The 16323-nt window shown below is 67.2% G+C and carries 12 protein-coding genes; 8 read left to right on the top strand and 4 right to left on the bottom strand.

What is annotated here, in order from left to right; all coding sequences use genetic code 11:
- Positions 1–10: 10 nt before the first annotated feature.
- The 4 genes from lipB (at position 11) to hrpB (ending at position 6520) form a co-directional block, all read left to right on the top strand.
- Positions 11–691, top strand: coding sequence for a lipoyl(octanoyl) transferase LipB (gene lipB, locus ALSL_RS11230; RefSeq protein WP_126539211.1), 681 nt, complete (start codon positions 11–13; stop codon positions 689–691).
- Positions 688–1683, top strand: coding sequence for a lipoyl synthase (gene lipA / locus ALSL_RS11225; protein WP_126539209.1), 996 nt, complete (start codon positions 688–690; stop codon positions 1681–1683). The genes lipB and lipA overlap by 4 nt, the downstream gene beginning before the upstream one ends.
- Positions 1684–1694: 11 nt before the next feature.
- Positions 1695–3920 (top strand): carboxy terminal-processing peptidase, encoded by a 2226-nt coding sequence (locus ALSL_RS11220; protein WP_126540237.1) that lies wholly within the window; start codon positions 1695–1697, stop codon positions 3918–3920.
- Between the two features lie 68 nt (positions 3921–3988).
- Entirely contained in the window at positions 3989–6520 is a 2532-nt protein-coding gene (gene hrpB / locus ALSL_RS11215) for an ATP-dependent helicase HrpB (RefSeq protein ID WP_126539207.1), read from the top strand.
- A 21-nt stretch (positions 6521–6541) separates the two neighbouring features.
- Here the strand turns inward: hrpB and ALSL_RS11210 are convergent, their stop codons facing one another.
- Positions 6542–7546: a LysR substrate-binding domain-containing protein gene (locus ALSL_RS11210; RefSeq protein ID WP_126539205.1), complete on the bottom strand. Its 1005-nt coding sequence runs from the start codon at positions 7544–7546 to the stop codon at positions 6542–6544.
- A 204-nt stretch (positions 7547–7750) separates the two neighbouring features.
- Between ALSL_RS11210 and ALSL_RS11205 the strand changes: the two genes are divergently transcribed.
- The 3 genes from ALSL_RS11205 to ALSL_RS11195 are packed head-to-tail and all read left to right on the top strand — an operon-like array spanning position 7751 to position 12216.
- Positions 7751–8878: a DmsE family decaheme c-type cytochrome gene (locus ALSL_RS11205; protein ID WP_126539203.1), complete on the top strand. Its 1128-nt coding sequence runs from the start codon at positions 7751–7753 to the stop codon at positions 8876–8878.
- A 27-nt stretch (positions 8879–8905) separates the two neighbouring features.
- On the top strand, positions 8906–11491 hold the full coding sequence (locus ALSL_RS11200) for an MtrB/PioB family outer membrane beta-barrel protein (protein WP_231700217.1): 2586 nt from the start codon (positions 8906–8908) through the stop codon (positions 11489–11491).
- Positions 11492–11502: 11 nt separating this feature from the next.
- Entirely contained in the window at positions 11503–12216 is a 714-nt protein-coding gene (locus ALSL_RS11195; protein ID WP_126539199.1) for a c-type cytochrome, read from the top strand.
- Positions 12217–12325: 109 nt separating this feature from the next.
- On the opposite strand, the gene ALSL_RS11190 is transcribed toward ALSL_RS11195, so the two are convergent.
- From ALSL_RS11190 to ALSL_RS11180, 3 genes are all read right to left on the bottom strand, one after another.
- Positions 12326–13744 (bottom strand): sugar porter family MFS transporter, encoded by a 1419-nt coding sequence (locus tag ALSL_RS11190; RefSeq protein ID WP_126539197.1) that lies wholly within the window; start codon positions 13742–13744, stop codon positions 12326–12328.
- A gap of 110 nt (positions 13745–13854) precedes the next feature.
- Positions 13855–14637 carry an ABC transporter permease gene (locus tag ALSL_RS11185; RefSeq protein ID WP_126539195.1) on the bottom strand — a complete coding sequence of 261 codons (783 nt, stop codon included), beginning with the start codon at positions 14635–14637 and terminating at the stop codon, positions 13855–13857.
- Positions 14634–15578, bottom strand: coding sequence for an ABC transporter ATP-binding protein (locus tag ALSL_RS11180; RefSeq protein ID WP_126539192.1), 945 nt, complete (start codon positions 15576–15578; stop codon positions 14634–14636). Before ALSL_RS11180 ends, ALSL_RS11185 begins: the two co-directional genes overlap by 4 nt.
- A 427-nt stretch (positions 15579–16005) precedes the next feature.
- On the opposite strand from ALSL_RS11180, the gene ALSL_RS11175 reads away from it, so the two are divergent.
- The gene (locus ALSL_RS11175) at positions 16006–16317 is read left to right on the top strand and encodes a hypothetical protein (RefSeq protein WP_161970957.1); all 312 of its coding nucleotides are present in this window, start codon (positions 16006–16008) and stop codon (positions 16315–16317) included.
- The last annotated feature ends 6 nt before the right edge of the window (positions 16318–16323 follow it).

The following is a 16323-nucleotide window of genomic DNA, read 5'->3' as shown; positions in this document are numbered from 1 at the left end:
CCCGACCGTCATGCCGAACCCACCACCCCTGCTGATCCGCCGCCTGGGTCGCCAGCCCTATCAGGCCACCTGGAATGCGATGCGTGCCTTCACCGACGCGCGCACTGCCGAAACCACCGACGAGCTGTGGCTGCTCGAGCACGATCCGGTGTTCACCCTGGGCCAGGCCGGACGCATGGAGCACGTGCTCGCGCCCGGCGAGATCCCGGTGATTCCGGTCGATCGCGGCGGGCAGGTGACCTACCACGGCCCCGGCCAGATCGTGGCCTATCCGCTGATCGACCTGCGCCGGCTGGGCATCGGCGTGCGCGAGCTGGTGAGCCGCATCGAGCAGGCCATCATCGACACGCTGGCGCACTGGAACATCGGCGCCGAGCGCGTCGAGGGCGCGCCCGGCGTGTACGTGGGCGGGGCTAAGATTGCCGCGCTCGGCCTGCGCGTGCGCCGCGGCTGCACCTTCCACGGCCTGGCCTTCAACGTGGCCATGGACCTCGAGCCGTTCCAGCGCATCAATCCCTGCGGCTACAAGGGTTTGGCAGTCACGCAGGTGCTAGACTTGGGCGGTCCGTCGCGACTGGCGGACGTCGAAGACCTCCTCGTGACCGAGTTCTGCCGCCAGTTCGGCTTCGCTGCCGTGCCGGCGGCGTCCGAGCTTCCCGCCCCTTCCGCCGCGGCCCCGACCTGCGCATGAGCGACACCGCCTCCTCCAAACGCATTCCGATCACCACCCTGCCGGTGGTGGAAAAACAACTGGGCGACGCCAAGATCGCGCGCAACCGCGCCGGCTTCGACACCGCCGCGCCGCTGCGCAAACCCGACTGGATCCGCATCCGCCTGCCGCAGGGCAACGCGGTGCAGGAGCTCAAGGCGAAGCTGCGCGAGCACGCGCTGGTCACGGTCTGCGAGGAAGCCTCCTGCCCGAACATCCACGAGTGCTTCCACAAGGGCACCGCCACCTTCATGATCCTGGGCGAGGTGTGCACCCGGCGCTGCTCGTTCTGCGATGTCGCCCATGGCCGGCCGGCCCCGCCCGATCCGCTGGAACCTAAGCGACTGGCGCGGACCATCGCCGACATGCGGCTGAAGTACGTGGTGATCACCTCGGTCGACCGCGACGATCTTCCCGACGGCGGCGCGGCGCATTTCGCCGCCTGCGTGCGCGCGGCGCGGGCGGCCTCGCCCGGCATCCGCATCGAGATCCTCACCCCCGATTTCCGCGGCAAGGGCCGCATGGAACGGGCCCTGGCGGCGCTCGCCGAGGCGCCGCCGGACGTCTTCAACCACAACCTGGAAACCGTGCCGGCGCTGTACCGCGAGGTGCGGCCCGGGGCGGACTACCAATGGTCGCTGGACCTGCTCAAGCGTTTCAAGGCCCAGCATCCCGGGGTGCCGACCAAGTCCGGCATCATGCTGGGCCTGGGCGAGACCCTGGAGCAGGTGCGCGCCACGCTGCGCGACCTGCGCGCGCACGACGTGGACATGGTCACCATCGGCCAGTACCTGCAGCCGACGGTGCATCATCATCCGGTGCTGCGTTACTGGACGCCGGATGAGTTTTCCGCGCTGCGCGAGGAAGGCATGGCGATGGGCTTCTCGCACGTCGCCGCCGGTCCGCTGGTGCGCTCCTCCTATCACGCCGACCTGCAGGCCAGTGCCGCAGGCGTCACCGACTCCGCCGGATGAACCTTCCCTCTATGACCCTGCGTTTCCTGCTGGCCCCGCTGCTTGCCTTCACCCTGGTCGCCGCCCATGCGCAGTCGGCCGCCGATCTGGCGCCCGCCGGCGACCAGGCATCGCGCAAGCCGTCCACGCTGCCGCTCAAGCCCACCGAGACGCAGGCCGATGCCGCGCAGCTGTCGGCGCGCTTCCTCACCCGCTTCCACTATGCCGCCAAGCCGCTGGACGATGCGATGTCGCGGCACATCTACAAGGCCTATCTCGATTTCCTCGACGGCGAGAAGGTGTTCTTCACCGAGGCCGATCTCAAGGCCTACCAGCCGCTCGAGACCACGCTCGACGATGCGATCTGGAACCGCGACCTTTCCGGTCCGTTCGATCTCTTCAACAGCTATGTCCAGCATGCCGTCGAGCGCATGAACTACGCACGCTCTCTGCTGCCCAAGGGCTTCGATTTCAGCGTCGATGAGGATTACACCTTCGACCGCAAGCATGCGCCCTGGCCCAAGGACCAGGCCGAGCTCGACGAGCTGTGGCGCAAGCGCACCAAGAACGACTGGCTGCGCCTGAAGCTGGCCGGCAAGAGCGACGATGACATCCGCAAGACGCTGGACAAGCGCTACGCCAACTACATCGAGCGGGTGCGCCAGCTCGACGGCGAGGACGCCTTCCAGACCTTCATGGATTCCTATGCTAACAGCACCGATCCGCACACCGACTACCTCGGTCCGCGCCAGGCGGAGAACTTCGACATCTCGATGAAGCTCTCGCTGGAAGGCATCGGCGCGGTGCTGCAGCAGCGCGAGGACTACATCCAGATCCGCGAGGTGGTGCCGGCGGGGCCGGCGGCCAAGTCCGGCAAGGTGCACGTCGGCGATCGCATCGTCGCGGTCGGGCAGGGTACACAGGGGCCGATGGTCGACGTCATCGGCTGGCGCGTGGACGACGTGGTCAAGCTGATCCGCGGCAAGAAGGGCACCACCGTGCGGCTGGAGATCCTCCCCGCCGATGCCGGCGTGGACGGCAAGCACGTGCTGGTCACCCTGGTGCGGCAGAAGGTGAGCATCGAGGAGCAGGCCGCCAAGAAGAAGGTGATCGAGATTACCGACGGCGGCGTCACGCGCAAGATCGGCGTGATCGACCTGCCCACCTTCTATTCCGACTTCGGCGCCCGCCGCGAGGGCGACCAGGACTACAAGAGCGCCAGCCGCGACGTCGCCAAGCTGCTCGGCGAGCTCAAGGCCGAAGGCGTGCAGGGCGTGGTGGTCGACCTGCGCAACAACGGCGGCGGCTCGCTGGACGAGGCCAACGAGCTCACCGGCCTGTTCATCGACCAGGGGCCGGTGGTGCAGGTGCGCAAGGCCGACGGCGAGGTCGACGTGCAGGGCGACGATCAGCCGGGCCTGGCCTGGAGCGGCCCGCTCGCGGTGCTGGTCAACCGCGGCTCGGCCTCGGCCTCGGAGATCTTCGCCGCCGCCATCCAGGATTACGGGCGCGGCATCATCATCGGCCAGCCGACCTTCGGCAAGGGCACGGTGCAGAACCTGGTCGATCTCGACCGCTTCGCGCGCCGTGGCGGCGACAAGCCGCAGCTCGGCGAGCTCAAGATGACCATCGCCGAATTCTTCCGCATCAACGGCGGCTCCACCCAGCTCAAGGGCGTGACGCCGGACATCGGCTTTCCGTTGAACGGCGACGAGAAGGAATTCGGCGAATCGACCTACGACAACGCACTGCCGTGGACGCAGATCGCGCCGGCGGTCTATCAGACGGTGGCCAATCCCAAGGCCTATCTGCCGCAGCTGCAGGCCAAGCACGATGCGCGCACCGCCACCTCGCCGGCGTGGAAGCTGATGCTGGACGAGCTGGCCTATTACCGCGGGCTGCGCGAGCAGACCACGATCTCGCTCAACTACGCCAAGCGCGAGGCCCAGCGCAAGCAGCAGGAGGCCATCCAGGCCGACTTCCGTGCGCGGCACAAGGCCATCGACGGTGTCGACTACGACGATGCCACCGCCGCCCTGGACGATGGCCTGACGCCGGCCGAGCGCAGCCTGAAGAGCGAGCTCAAGCTGGAGGAAGAGGCCAAGAAGGCCAAGGATCCGCAACTGCAGGAGGCGGCCAGCATCGTTTCCGACGCAGTGACGCTGATCCACGCCGATGCCAAGCTCGCCGAGCAGACGCTGCCCTATGGCGGACGTTTCGCCCATGCCGATGCCGCCCCGGCGGCCGTTGCCCATTGAACGGCGTGCCATAGCGGGCCGGCGGGTTGTCCAGACGCGGCGTCAGCCATGACGCCGCCGGTGGGACGATGAGCGAGCCTTCTGCGTTCCCGATCGCGCCGCTGCTGCCCGAGGTGCGGGCGACGCTGGCGACGTCGTCCCGGCTGGTGCTGGAGGCGCCGCCCGGTGCCGGCAAGACCACCCAGGTGCCGCTGGCGTTGCTAAACGAGCCTTGGCTGGCCGGCCGCCGCATCATCGTCCTCGAGCCGCGCCGGCTGGCCGCGCGCGCGGCGGCCACCTTCATGGCCGAGGCGCTCGGCGAGCCGGTGGGCGCTACGGTCGGTTATCGCGTGCGTTTCGAAACGCGCACCTGCGCTGACACCCGCATCGAGGTGGTCACCGAGGGCATCCTGACCCGCCTGCTGCAGGACGACCCGGAACTCACCGGCATCGGCGCGATCCTGTTCGACGAGTTCCACGAGCGCGCGCTCGCCGCCGATCTCGGGCTCGCGCTTGCGCTGGACGTGCAGGCGACCTTGCGTCCCGACCTGCGCCTGGTGCTGATGTCGGCCACCCTCGAAGGCGAGCGTCTGTCGCGCTGGTTCGCGGCGCCCCGCCTGAGCAGCGCCGGCCGCGCCTTTCCGGTGCACATCGTGCATCCACCCGCGCGCACGCAGGAGCCGCTCGAGCAGCAGCTGGTGCGGGTGGTGCGCCAGGCGCTCGCCGAGCATCCCGGCGACGTGCTGGTGTTCCTGCCCGGCCGGCGCGAGATCGCCCGCGTCCGGGCCCTGCTCGAGCGCGCGCTCGCCGCTTCGGCGGCCGCGGTCGAGTGCGTGGCCTTGCATGGCGATCTCTCGCTCGCCGAACAGGCCTTGGCACTGGCGCCGGCGGCACCCGGCATGCGCCGCGTGGTGCTCTCCACCAACCTCGCCGAGTCCAGCCTCACCTTGCCCGGCATCCGCGTGGTGGTCGACAGCGGACTCGCGCGCGAGCTGCGTTTCGACCCCGGCAGCGGTTTCAGCCGCCTGGAGACGGTGACGATCTCGCAGGCCGCCGCCGACCAGCGCGCCGGGCGGGCCGGCCGGATTGCGCCGGGCGTTGCTTATCGGTTGTGGCCGCAGAGCCGCCGGCTGGAGGCCGCGCGCATGCCGCAGATGCTGCAGGCCGAACTTTCCGGCCTCGCGCTGGAGCTGGCCGCCTGGGGCGTCACCGGCGCGGTCGATGGCCTGCGCTGGCTCGACCCGCCGCCACCCGGCGCCCTGGCGCAGGCGCGCGAGCTGCTGCGCACCCTCGGCGCGCTCGATCTCGACGGCCGCATCACCGCACTCGGTCGGCGCATGCTGGAGCTGGGCGCGCCGCCGCGGCTGGCCGCGGCCGTGCTCGCCGCGCCGCCAGAGCGCCACGCGCTCGTCGCCGATCTGCTCGCCGTGCTGGAGGCGCGCTCGCCGCTGCGGGGCGAGGCCGCCGGCAGCGACGACCTGCGCCTGCGGCTGACCGCATTGCACGCCTGGCGCGACCGTGGCGGCGCCGGCATGCCGGTACCGGCGGACGGCGCGGCGCTGGCCGCCATCGAGCAGGCGGCCAAGGGCTGGCGTCGCCGGCTCGGTGCACGCGGGGCGGCGAGCGGGATTCCGGACAGCCACGCGCTCGGCGAGCTGCTCGCGCCGGCCTTCCCCGACCGCATCGCGCGCCGCGACGACCACGATCCGCGGCGCTACACGCTCGCCAACGGCCGCGGCGCCCGCCTCGCCGAGCGCAGCGCGCTGGCCGGCGAAGCCTGGCTGGTGGTGACCGAACTCAAACCGGCGCCGGGCGACAGCTTGATCCTCCAGGCGGTGCCGCTGGACCCGCAGGTGCTGGAAGAGCGCCACGCCGGGCGTTTCACCCACGTGCGCACGGCACGCTGGCATGCCGAGCGCGCGACGGTGGAAGCCTTCGAGGAGCGGCGCTTCGGCGCCATCGTGCTCGCCCGGCGCAACGTGCCGGTCGCCGCCGACGATGCCCGCGCGGCGCTGCTCGATGCCGTCCGCGAACGCGGGCTGGAGCTGCTGCCCTGGGACGAGGCCGCCATGCGCCTGCGCCGGCGGGTCGCGGCGCTGCGCGCCTGGATGCCCGAGCTCGGCCTGCCGCAGATGAGCGACGCCGCGCTGCTCGATGGCCTCGAGACCTGGCTCGCGCCCCGCCTTGCCGGTCATACCCGGCTCGGCACGCTCGCCGGCGCGGATCTGCTGCAGGCGCTTGATGCTTTGCTCGATCCGCAGCAGCGCCGCGCCTTGGGCACCCATGCACCCGAAGCGATCCGGGTGCCGAGCGGACAGACCCGCCGGCTCGACTACGGCGAGCGGGCGGACGAGGAGGGGCCGGTGCTCGCGGTCAAGCTGCAGGAGTTGTTCGGTCTCACCGCCACCCCGCGCGTGGCCGCCGGGCGCATCCCGGTCACCTTGCACCTGTTGTCCCCGGCGGGGCGCCCGATCCAGGTCACCCGCGACCTCGAAGGTTTCTGGCGCCGTACCTACCCGGAAGTCAAAAAGGAACTCAAGGGACGCTATCCGCGCCATCCCTGGCCGGACGATCCCCTCACCGCCGCGCCCACGCATCGGGCCAAACCGCGCGGAGCCTGAGGCCCCGCGCGGCCGCGTGCCTTACTCGACGCCGACCGTGGTGGCGAAGGCCGATTCCTCGTCGACGCCCTGCAGGGCGCGCAACCTGCGCGGCAGCTCGGCGGCGACGTAGTCGATGAGGCAGCGCACCGCGGCGGTCTGGCCATGCCGCGAGGGATAGACCGCATGCACGTTGCCGGGTGGCAGTAGGTACGAGTCGAGCACGCTTACCAGACGCCCGTCGGCGAGCGCCGGGCGGCACATCCAATCGGGCAGTTCCGCCACGCCGATGCCGCCGATGGCGGCCTCGAGCAGGGCGTGCAGATCGTCGGTGGTCAGGCGCGGATGGTGTTCCACCATACTCGAACTGCCGTCCGGGCCGAGCAGGGTCCAGAAATGCCGGCCCTCGCTTTCGAGCACATCCACGCTGGGCAGCCGGGCCAGGTCCTTGGGCTGCTGCGGCGTCGGCAGCCCCTCGAGCAGACGCGGGCTGGCCACCAGGATGTGCCGGTCCATGCCGAAGCTGCGCACCACCAGGCTCGAGTCGCGCACCGTCTGGCGTACGCGAAAAGCGATGTCGAAGCCCTGCGCCACGACGTCGGCCTGGTGGCCGCAGATGTCGATCTCGATCTGCACTTCGGGGTAACACTCGAGGAAACCGACCAGCAGGGGCGCGAGCAGCAGCTGCTCGAACAGCACCGGACAGCCGATGCGGATGCGTCCACGCGGCGTGGCCTGGACCTGCTCGACCACGCGCTGCGCCTCCTGCGCGGCGGCGAGGATCTTCAGGCATTGCTGGTAATAGAGCAGGCCGACCTCGCTGACATGCAGGCGCCGCGTGGTGCGCTGGATCAGGCGTATGCCCAGGTCTTCCTCCAGCCGTGCGATGCGGAAGCTGAGCTGCGACTTGGCCACGCCCAAGGCCTTGCTCGCTGCGGTGAACGTACCGAGCTCGACCACGCGGACGAAGTAGTAGATGTCGTTGAGATCCTGCACCGACGCATCCCCCTTGACGCGCATCCATGCGGCGAGGGTAGGGCCCGGCACCGGCACGGGTCATGCTGCGTTGCCGCACGGACTGTTCGCGAATTTTGAACATTGATTTTGGCCTGTGGTGGTTTGACGCACATCGCAACCGCGGAATACTGCGTGCCGGAAAACGTGAAGCCGTTCGTGTCACGGCATGGCCGATTGGTTCCCGCTGAAGGGACGCGCCACGCCAAGCCAAGCTTCCAAAGGGGTTGCCAAATCATGCGTGTTCGAACCATTCCGCTCGCGGTGGTGTGCTCGGTGGCGCTGGCGCTGGCCGGCGCTTTGCTGGCCGGCGGCGTGCAGGCCGATCCCAGGCAGGACCAGCCGGCCGGCGTCCAGGATCAAGGCGGCAATCGCCTGACCCAGGACGACATCGCCCGCATGCTGCCTTCGACCGACATGGGCGCCAACGCGGCGCGCAACGCCGATCCGCATCTGGCGCCGGTCAACGACAACCCGGCCACGCCTTTCGATTCGGCGTCGATCCCGACCAATCCGCTCGCGCCCGACGCGCAGGCCATCGGCGCCAAGACCTGCGTCGCCTGCCATGCGCTGGAGAACATGCAGGCTTCGCATTCACTGCACGTGGCCTCGTTCCGCGCCGGGGCGGCCAACACCGGTCCGCAGGCGGCCTGCGAAAGCTGCCATGGTCCGGGTTCCGAGCATGCCAAGCAGCCCACCAAGCCGGGTTCCATCATCGCCTTCACGCAAGGCTCGGCCACCACGCCGGAGATCCAGCAGACGGTCTGCCTGGGCTGTCACGCCGGCGGTGCGCGCCAGCACTGGTTGGGGTCGGTGCATCAGGAACGCGGGCTCTCCTGCACCGACTGCCACAACCCGATGGCGCGGCTGTCGCCCGAGGGCGTGCTCGCCAAGCCTTCGATCAACGAGGTCTGCGCCACCTGCCACAAGGATATCATGGTCAAGTTCAACCGGCGCTCGCACATGCCGCTGCCGGAAGGACAGATCTCCTGTGTCGATTGCCATAACCCGCACGGCACCATCACCAAGCCGCTGCTGAAGACCGACACGGTCAACGAGACCTGCTACACCTGCCATGCCGAAAAGCGCGGGCCGTTCCTGTTCGAGCACGCGCCGGTACGCGAGAGTTGCCTGAACTGCCATGACCCGCACGGCTCGAACCAGCAGACCCTGCTGGTGGCGCCGCTGCCGATGCTGTGCCAGCAGTGCCACACCATGACGCGGCATCCCAATGACCTGCAGGTGCCGACCAATCTCGGCAACGGGCCGACGCCGGACGAGCGCTTGATGGGGCGGGCCTGCCTCACCTGCCACGCCAACATCCACGGTTCCAACAATCCGGCCGGCGCGCGGTTCCACAAATAGGTGCGGGAGGAGCGGACGATGTGCACGATGAAATCGATGCCTTTGGCCATCCTGTTCGGGCTGGCAGCTGGCCTGGCGTTACCCGTCCATGCCAGCGACAGCAGCGACAGCATGCGGGTGGGCGATCTGCAATACGGCAATGCGCTGGATCCGCGTGGCTGGACGCCGCTCATCGACCCGGGTCCGGAAGGCATGTCCTGGCTGCATCCGGGCATGTTCCGTACGCCGAGCGGCGCGCTCTATCCCTATCCCTACAGCCCGACGGAAAAGCCGCTCGGCACCGGTGGCGACTGGACTTACTGGGGCCTGCTCGAACTCGGCTACATCCACGTGAGCGGCGATCCCAACGCCGAGTTCTTCCGCCAGTACACCGACTGGAAGAACGGCGGCGCGCTGGGCCTCTTGGCCCTGGGCTTCGACAACCGCAAGACCGGCAGCTATCTCGAGTTCCGCGGCAGCCGGATCAGCGATCACGACCAGTACTACCGGCTGCGTGCCGGCCGCTACGGCAGTTACAAGGTCGAGGCCTTCTATCGGGACATGCCGCATACCCTGTCCACGAGCGCCTATCCGATCTGGAACGGCGTGGGCGGCACCAATTTGACCCTGCCCACCAGTCTGACGCCCGGATACAGCACCATTGCCGCGGTGGAACAGGCCTCGCGCGATGCGCCGCGCCGCACGCTCGGGCTGACCCGCACGCGCTCGGGAATCAGCATCGAGGGCGAGCTCTATCGCAACTGGATCGGCTACGCCTCGGTCACCAACGAGGAAAGAAACGGTGACCGCCCCTACGGCGGCACCATGATCTTCAACTTCGCCTTCCCCAGCACCGGCTCGCCCTATGGTGGCAATGGCGGCATTCTGGAGACGGTCCGGCCGATCGACTTCACCACCACCGATATCAATCTCGGTCTGCGCAACGTCGGCAAGATCTGGCATTTCAATGCGGTCTATACCGGCTCGTTCTTCCGCGACCACAAGGATTATTTCAATTACCAGAACCCCTTCTACATCAGCACCGTTTTCGGCGTGCCACCGGCCGGCTTGCTGACCAATGGCCAGACTTCGCTGGAGCCGGACAACGATTATCACAACCTGCGCCTTGAGCTCTCCCGCGAACTCAAGTGGAACGGCGAACTTTCGCTGACCGGCGCCTACGGCACCATGCGGCAGGATGACGACCTCAAACCCAACCTCAATTGCACCGGCAATCTGGGATTTTCCTTCGGTCCGTTCCAGCAGATCGTCCCCTGTGCCGATTGGAACACGCCGGCCTCGCTGTCCAAGACCAGCGCCAACGCGCGCATCGACACCAAGCTGTTCGACGCCAAAGTCAGCTTTCATCCCACCCATGCTTTTGGCTGGCATGCCGATTTGCGCTACTACAAGGAAGACAACAAGACCCGTTATGTCGCCTACAACCCGCTGACCGGGCAATACGGCTACATCTCCGAGAACGGGTCGCAGGGCAGCATGGTGCCGGGCGAGGTGGGCATCTTCGACACCGGCTACTACAGCACCTCCAACGTGCAGTATCGGAATGTGCCCTTCGGCTATCAGGACATGATTTTCGAGCTGGGCGCAGACTGGAATATCGGCAATGCCAATACCATCAATGCGGTCTACACCTTCGACCGCAACAAGCCCGATCATCGGGAACGCAAGCGTCTGGACGAGCAACGCCTGAAACTGAGCTGGATCAGCCATTCGCTCGGGGCGCTGACGGTGCGGGCCAGTTTCGAATATGCCGACCGCACCGGCGATCATTACAACTATGATCCCTACGAGGACTTCTACACCCTTTCGCTGCCCGGCTACGTGCCTGCCAACGGCATCGCGCCGATGGCCCTGACGGTGGACGCCATGCGCAAGTACGACATGAGCGACCGCAAGGAAAACAAGGCACGCATCATCCTGCTCTATCCGCTGGGCGAGACCAGCACGATATCGACGACCTTTTACGGCACCCGCGATCATTACGATGCCCATGTTGGTCGCCAGAATACCCGCACCACCGGCTTCATCACCGAATGGGATTGGCAGCCCGCGGCCGCGACCAATGTCAGCGTCTATGCCGGCGCGGAAGGTACGCGGCTCAAAATGGCCAATGTCGCCGACAACGAGGCCATTGTCAATGCGCCAGGCAGTGAGGATCCGTCCCTGGGCGGGCCGCTATATCCGCTAGCCAATTATTGGCGTGATCTGACCCGCGAGCGGGATTACAACGCAGGCATCACCTTTGCGCACAATTTCGGGCCGGTGAAGTTCGATCTCGCCTGGAATTACACCCAGTCATTGTCCAAGCTCAATTATGACTACGCTTCCACCGGGGCGTTGACGCATCCAGATGCCGCCGCGCTGACCCCGAACAATGCCTTTCCCAACAATCACTACCGCACCAGTACGGTGGATGCGGGGCTGAATTTCCCGCTCTCTCGCAACATGGGCATGCGCCTGTTCGGTCGCTACCAGAGCGGCAGCTTCCTCGACTGGCACTATCGCGGTTTCAATGATTCGCTGGTCTACGACCATCGCATCTATACCGATGAAGGTCCGCAGGCGCATTACCATGTGACCGTGGTGGGCCTCATGTTGAATGTGAAGCTGTGAGCGGAGGCGCCATGAACTACGCATCGACTGTCCTCCTTGCCCTCCTGGCGGCGGCGCCGATAGCCGCCTTCGCGCAGGAGGCGTCCCCGCCGGCCGGCACGGGCACGCCCACGGGTTTCATGGACGTGCGTGCGATCCGCCCGGTGGCCGGTGACGCCAAGGCCGGGGCTGGCAAGGTGACCATCTGTTCGGCCTGCCACGGCCATTCGGGCATGGCGGTGGTTCCCGAATTGGGGAATCTGGCCGGCCAACCGGCAACCTACCTCTACATCCAGCTCAAGGCTTTCAAGGATGGCTATCGCAGCGACCCGGTGATGAGCGGGCAGGCCGCGCGGCTCAGTGACGAGGATATGCGCGACATCGCCGCCTACTACGCCTCGTTTGCGCCGGCCTCGCATGGCGGTACCGACACTTCCTCACCCGGCGCGCGCCTGTATCGCGAAGGCGATCCGGGGCGCGGCATTCCGCCCTGTCAGGGTTGCCATGGGCCCGATGCCCGCGGTCCGCGGCCTTTCGTTGCCGACGTGGAAGGCAAGCCCCAGCCGCCCTGGTTCACCTATCCTTACCTGCACGGCCAGTCGGCGAATTTCGTGACCAAGGCGCTGGGGGATTTTCGTGCCGGGGTGCGTGCCGGCACCAGTAATGCCCGGATCATGCAGGGCGTCGCGCAGGGCCTTTCCGACGCGGACATCCAGGCGCTCAGCGCCTATCTGCCCCATCTTTAGGAACGCACCTGCTGGGCGCTACGTCGCCAGACAAGGCCATACGCGCATCGCCTGGGGAAAGCTTCCGGCGATGCGCGTGTCGCCCAAGGCGAGAGACCGCCCAGCGTTTTCATTCGGGCATGGCTTCCAGTTCCACGCCCTTGGTTTCGCGTACCGCGCGCCAGACGAAAAACAGCGAAATCAGCGCAAAGGCCGCATAAAGCCCGTAGGCGAAGGACAGTCCGAGCTCGGCCAGCGCAGGGAAAGTGCTGGACACGGCGAAATTGGCCAGCCATTGCGCCGCCGCCGCCACGGCCAGGGCGATGGCCCGGATCCGGTTGGGAAACATTTCACCCAGCAGCACCCAGACCACCGGCCCCCAGCTCACGCCGAAGCAGACCACATAGACGTTGGCGGCCACCAGCGCGACCGGGCCCCACGGCGCGGGCAGGCTCAAGGCGTTGCCGTTGCCGGTCGCCTGCGCGAAGCACCAGGCCATCAGCGCCAGCGCCACCGTCATGCCTGCCGAGCCCGCCAGCAATAACGGCTTGCGTCCCACCTTGTCCACCAGGGCGATGGCCACCAGCGTCACCAGCACGTTGACGATCGAGGTGGCCACGGTGATGGTGAAAGAATCGGCCTCGCTGAACCCCACCGAGTGCCACAGGGCTGACGAGTAGTAAAAAATGACGTTGATGCCGACGAACTGCTGAAGGACGGACAGCAGGATGCCGGTCCAGACCACCGGCAAGAGGCCCAGGCGCGGGCCGCGCAGATCCTTGAAACTGGGCTTGTATTCCTTGCGCAGGCTGTGCTCGATCTCCTCGACCTTGCGGTCGAGCGCGGACTCGCTCTTGAGGTCCAGCACCTCGCGCAGCACCTGGCGGGCCTCCTGCGGCCGGTCGCTGGCCACCAGATAGCGCGGCGACTCGGGAATCGGGATGCTGAGCACGCCATAGATGAGCGCCGGCACGACGCCGACGATGTACATCCAGCGCCAGGCCTCGAGGCCGAACCAGGATTTATTGGCGGCCCCGCCGGCCACGTGGGCGATCCAGGCGTCGCTCAGCAGGGCGACGAAAATGCCCAGCACGATGGCCAGCTGCTGCAGCGAGCCGAGCCGGCCGCGAATGTCGGCCGGCGAAATCTCGGCGATGTAGGCCGGGGCGATCACCGAGGCCACGCCGACGCCCATGCCCGCCACGACGCGCCAGAAGACGAGCTCCCAGAGGCCATGCACCAGACCGCAGCCCAAGGCCGCCACGCCCAGCAGGACGGCCGCGATCTGCATCGTGCGCAGGCGGCCGAAGCGGTCTGCGAGCGAACCCGCATACCAGGCGCCGACGGCCGAACCCAGCAGGGCACAGGAAACCGCCAGGCCGATCTGGCCGGCGTTGAGATGGAAACCGGCGCGCACGGCATCGACCGTGCCGTTCACCACCGAGGTGTCGAATCCAAACAAAAAACCGCCCAGCGCGGCTGCGGCGGCTATGAGGACCACATGACCCGTGGACTTCGATTCACCATCCGGAACGGTTGCAGCATTCATGGCCACTTTCCTCGCAGAAGTGCCGCAAAGTCTGCCCGCGCAAAGATGGTTGTTTCGTCAAATATCCGCGACCGAATGCCTCATGCCGTGCCCGCTTTGCCGGGCCGCTTTCACGAACGCAGGCCGACGCCGAGGTTCAGCAGCCGCAGCGCCACCGCGGCCAGTGCCGCGGTAAAGATCAGCATGACCACGAAGGCCAGCCCCAGGTGCACGTCGGTCAGGCCGAGCACGCCGAAGCGGAAGGCGTTGACCATGTACAGGATCGGGTTGACCCGCGAGATCGATTGCCAGGGCTCGCTCAGCATGTGCACCGAATAGAACACGCCACCCAGGTAGGTGAGCGGCGTCAGCACGAAGGTCGGCACCAGCGCGACGTCGTCGAACTTCTTGGCGTAGATCGCGTTGATGAAACCGGCCAGCGCGAAAATGGTGGCGCCGAGCAGCACGGACAGGAAGGTGATCCACGGATGCACGACGTGCAGCGAGGTGAAGAACAGCGCGATCAGCAGCACCAGCAAGCCGACCGCGAGGCCGCGGGCCACCGCGCCGAAGACGTAGCCGGAGAGGATCACCCAGGCAGGCATCGGCGAGACCAGCATCTCCTCCACCGAGCGCTGGAACTTGGCGCCGAAGAACGAACTGGACACGTTGCTGTAGCTGTTGGTGATCACGCTCATCATCACCAGGCCCGGCACGATGTACTGCATGTACGTGTAGCCGCCTTCGATGGTGCCGATGCGGGCGCCGATCAGCTTGCCGAAAATGATGAAGTACAGCGTCATGGTGATCGCCGGCGGGATCAGCGTCTGCGTCCAGATGCGCAGGATGCGCGCGAACTCGCGGCGCACGATGGTGTAGAGGGCGACCAGGTTGGCCGAGGTGTGCAGGTTCATGCTGCGCGCTCCTCCTGCCGCAGTTCACCTTCGATCAGGCGCACGAAGAGTTCCTCCAGGCGATTGGCCTTGTTGCGCATCGAGGTCACGATGACGCCCTGCGCGGTCAGCGCCGCGAACAGGGAGTTGAGGTCGTGCGCGCGCGACATCTCCGCTTCCAGCGTGTGCTCGTCGATGCGGCGCAGGACGACCCCGGCCGGTGCCTGCAGTTGCGCCGGCGCGTGGTCGACGTCGAGCACGAAGGTCTCCACGTCCAGCCTCGCCAGCAGCTGGCGCATGGTGGTGTTCACCACGATGCTGCCGTGGTTGATGATGGCGATGTTGCGGCACAGCTGCTCGGCTTCCTCCAGGTAATGCGTGGTCAGGATCACCGTGGTGCCGGCCGCATTGATGCCGCTGATGAACTGCCACATCGAACGGCGTATCTCGATGTCCACGCCGGCGGTGGGTTCGTCCAGGATCAGCAGCTTGGGCTCGTTCATCATCGCCCGCGCGATCATCAGCCGGCGCTTCATGCCGCCGGAGAGCATGCGGGCCTGCTGCTGCGCCTTGTCCGACAGCTTGAGTTCCTCCAGATACCGTTCGGCACGCGCGGCGGCGATGCGGCGCGGGATGCCATAGAAGCCGGCTTGGTTGACGCAGATGTCGAACGGCTTCTCGAACGGATTGAAATTGATTTCCTGCGGCACCAGCCCGATCAGGCGCATCGCCTCGCTGCGCTGGCGGCGCACCGACACGCCGAAGATCCGCGCATCGCCCGAGGTGGCATTGACCAGCGACGCCAGAATGCCGATCAGCGTGGACTTGCCGGCACCGTTGGGACCGAGCAGCGCGAAGAAGTCGCCCTGCTGCACGGTGAGATCGATGCCCTTGAGCGCTTCCATGCCGTTGGCGTAGACCTTGCGCAGATGGTCGACGGCGAGCGCGGGAGGCTGGGTCATGGGTCACGACACGCGTTGGGGAAACGCACCATTATAACGTTCAGGGCAGGCTGACCGGGCCCTGCGGGCCTTTTAAGGCAGTTCCATCTGCCGGTGCTGCCATGGCCGGTCCGCCGCGGGCGCGCATCGGCGTTGCCGATCAACGCCCCCGCGCTCGGCGAACGGGACGCCCCGCATCGGGTGCGTCTGTGCCGCAGGTCGCGCCTGCCGCAACGATCGGGGCTTTCCCGCTGGTTAAGGACCTCGAAGCCGGGCGCGCCACGATCGTGTTTGACGTCACAAGGCAATAGTGTTTGACGTCACAATTCAAGAAGCTCGATACCCAGTCGCTATCAAGCGCCGAAGGTTGCCGGCCGATGGCCTCCTCGACCGACCTCATCCCCTGAGGGTCGGATGCGAGGCTGTCATGACACACCCCCATCCAGGCTTGATCCGCCTCTTCGGTGTCGCCATCGGCATCTTGGTCGCCCAGTCGGGCTGGACCAGCGACGGCCGCATCACGTTCAGCGGCGCCATCGTCGAGCCGACCTGTGCCGCGGGTGCGGCGAACCTGCTCAAGGCACAGCAGACCGGCTCGCTGCAAAGCGCCTGCCCCGGCACGACGCAAACGGGACAGGCCGCGCAGCGCTACGTGCTGTCGGTGACCACGGCCCAAGACCTGGCCGGCGATCCGCTGCTCGGCTATTTCGAAAGTTACAGCGTCGGCCCCGTGCTGGCGGCCACGCAGGTCTACGAATGAGCGCCC

The organism is Aerosticca soli, from assembly GCF_003967035.1.
Classification (GTDB): Bacteria; Pseudomonadota; Gammaproteobacteria; order Xanthomonadales; family Rhodanobacteraceae; genus Aerosticca; species Aerosticca soli.
This window is presented reverse-complemented; position numbering and strand designations above follow the sequence as displayed.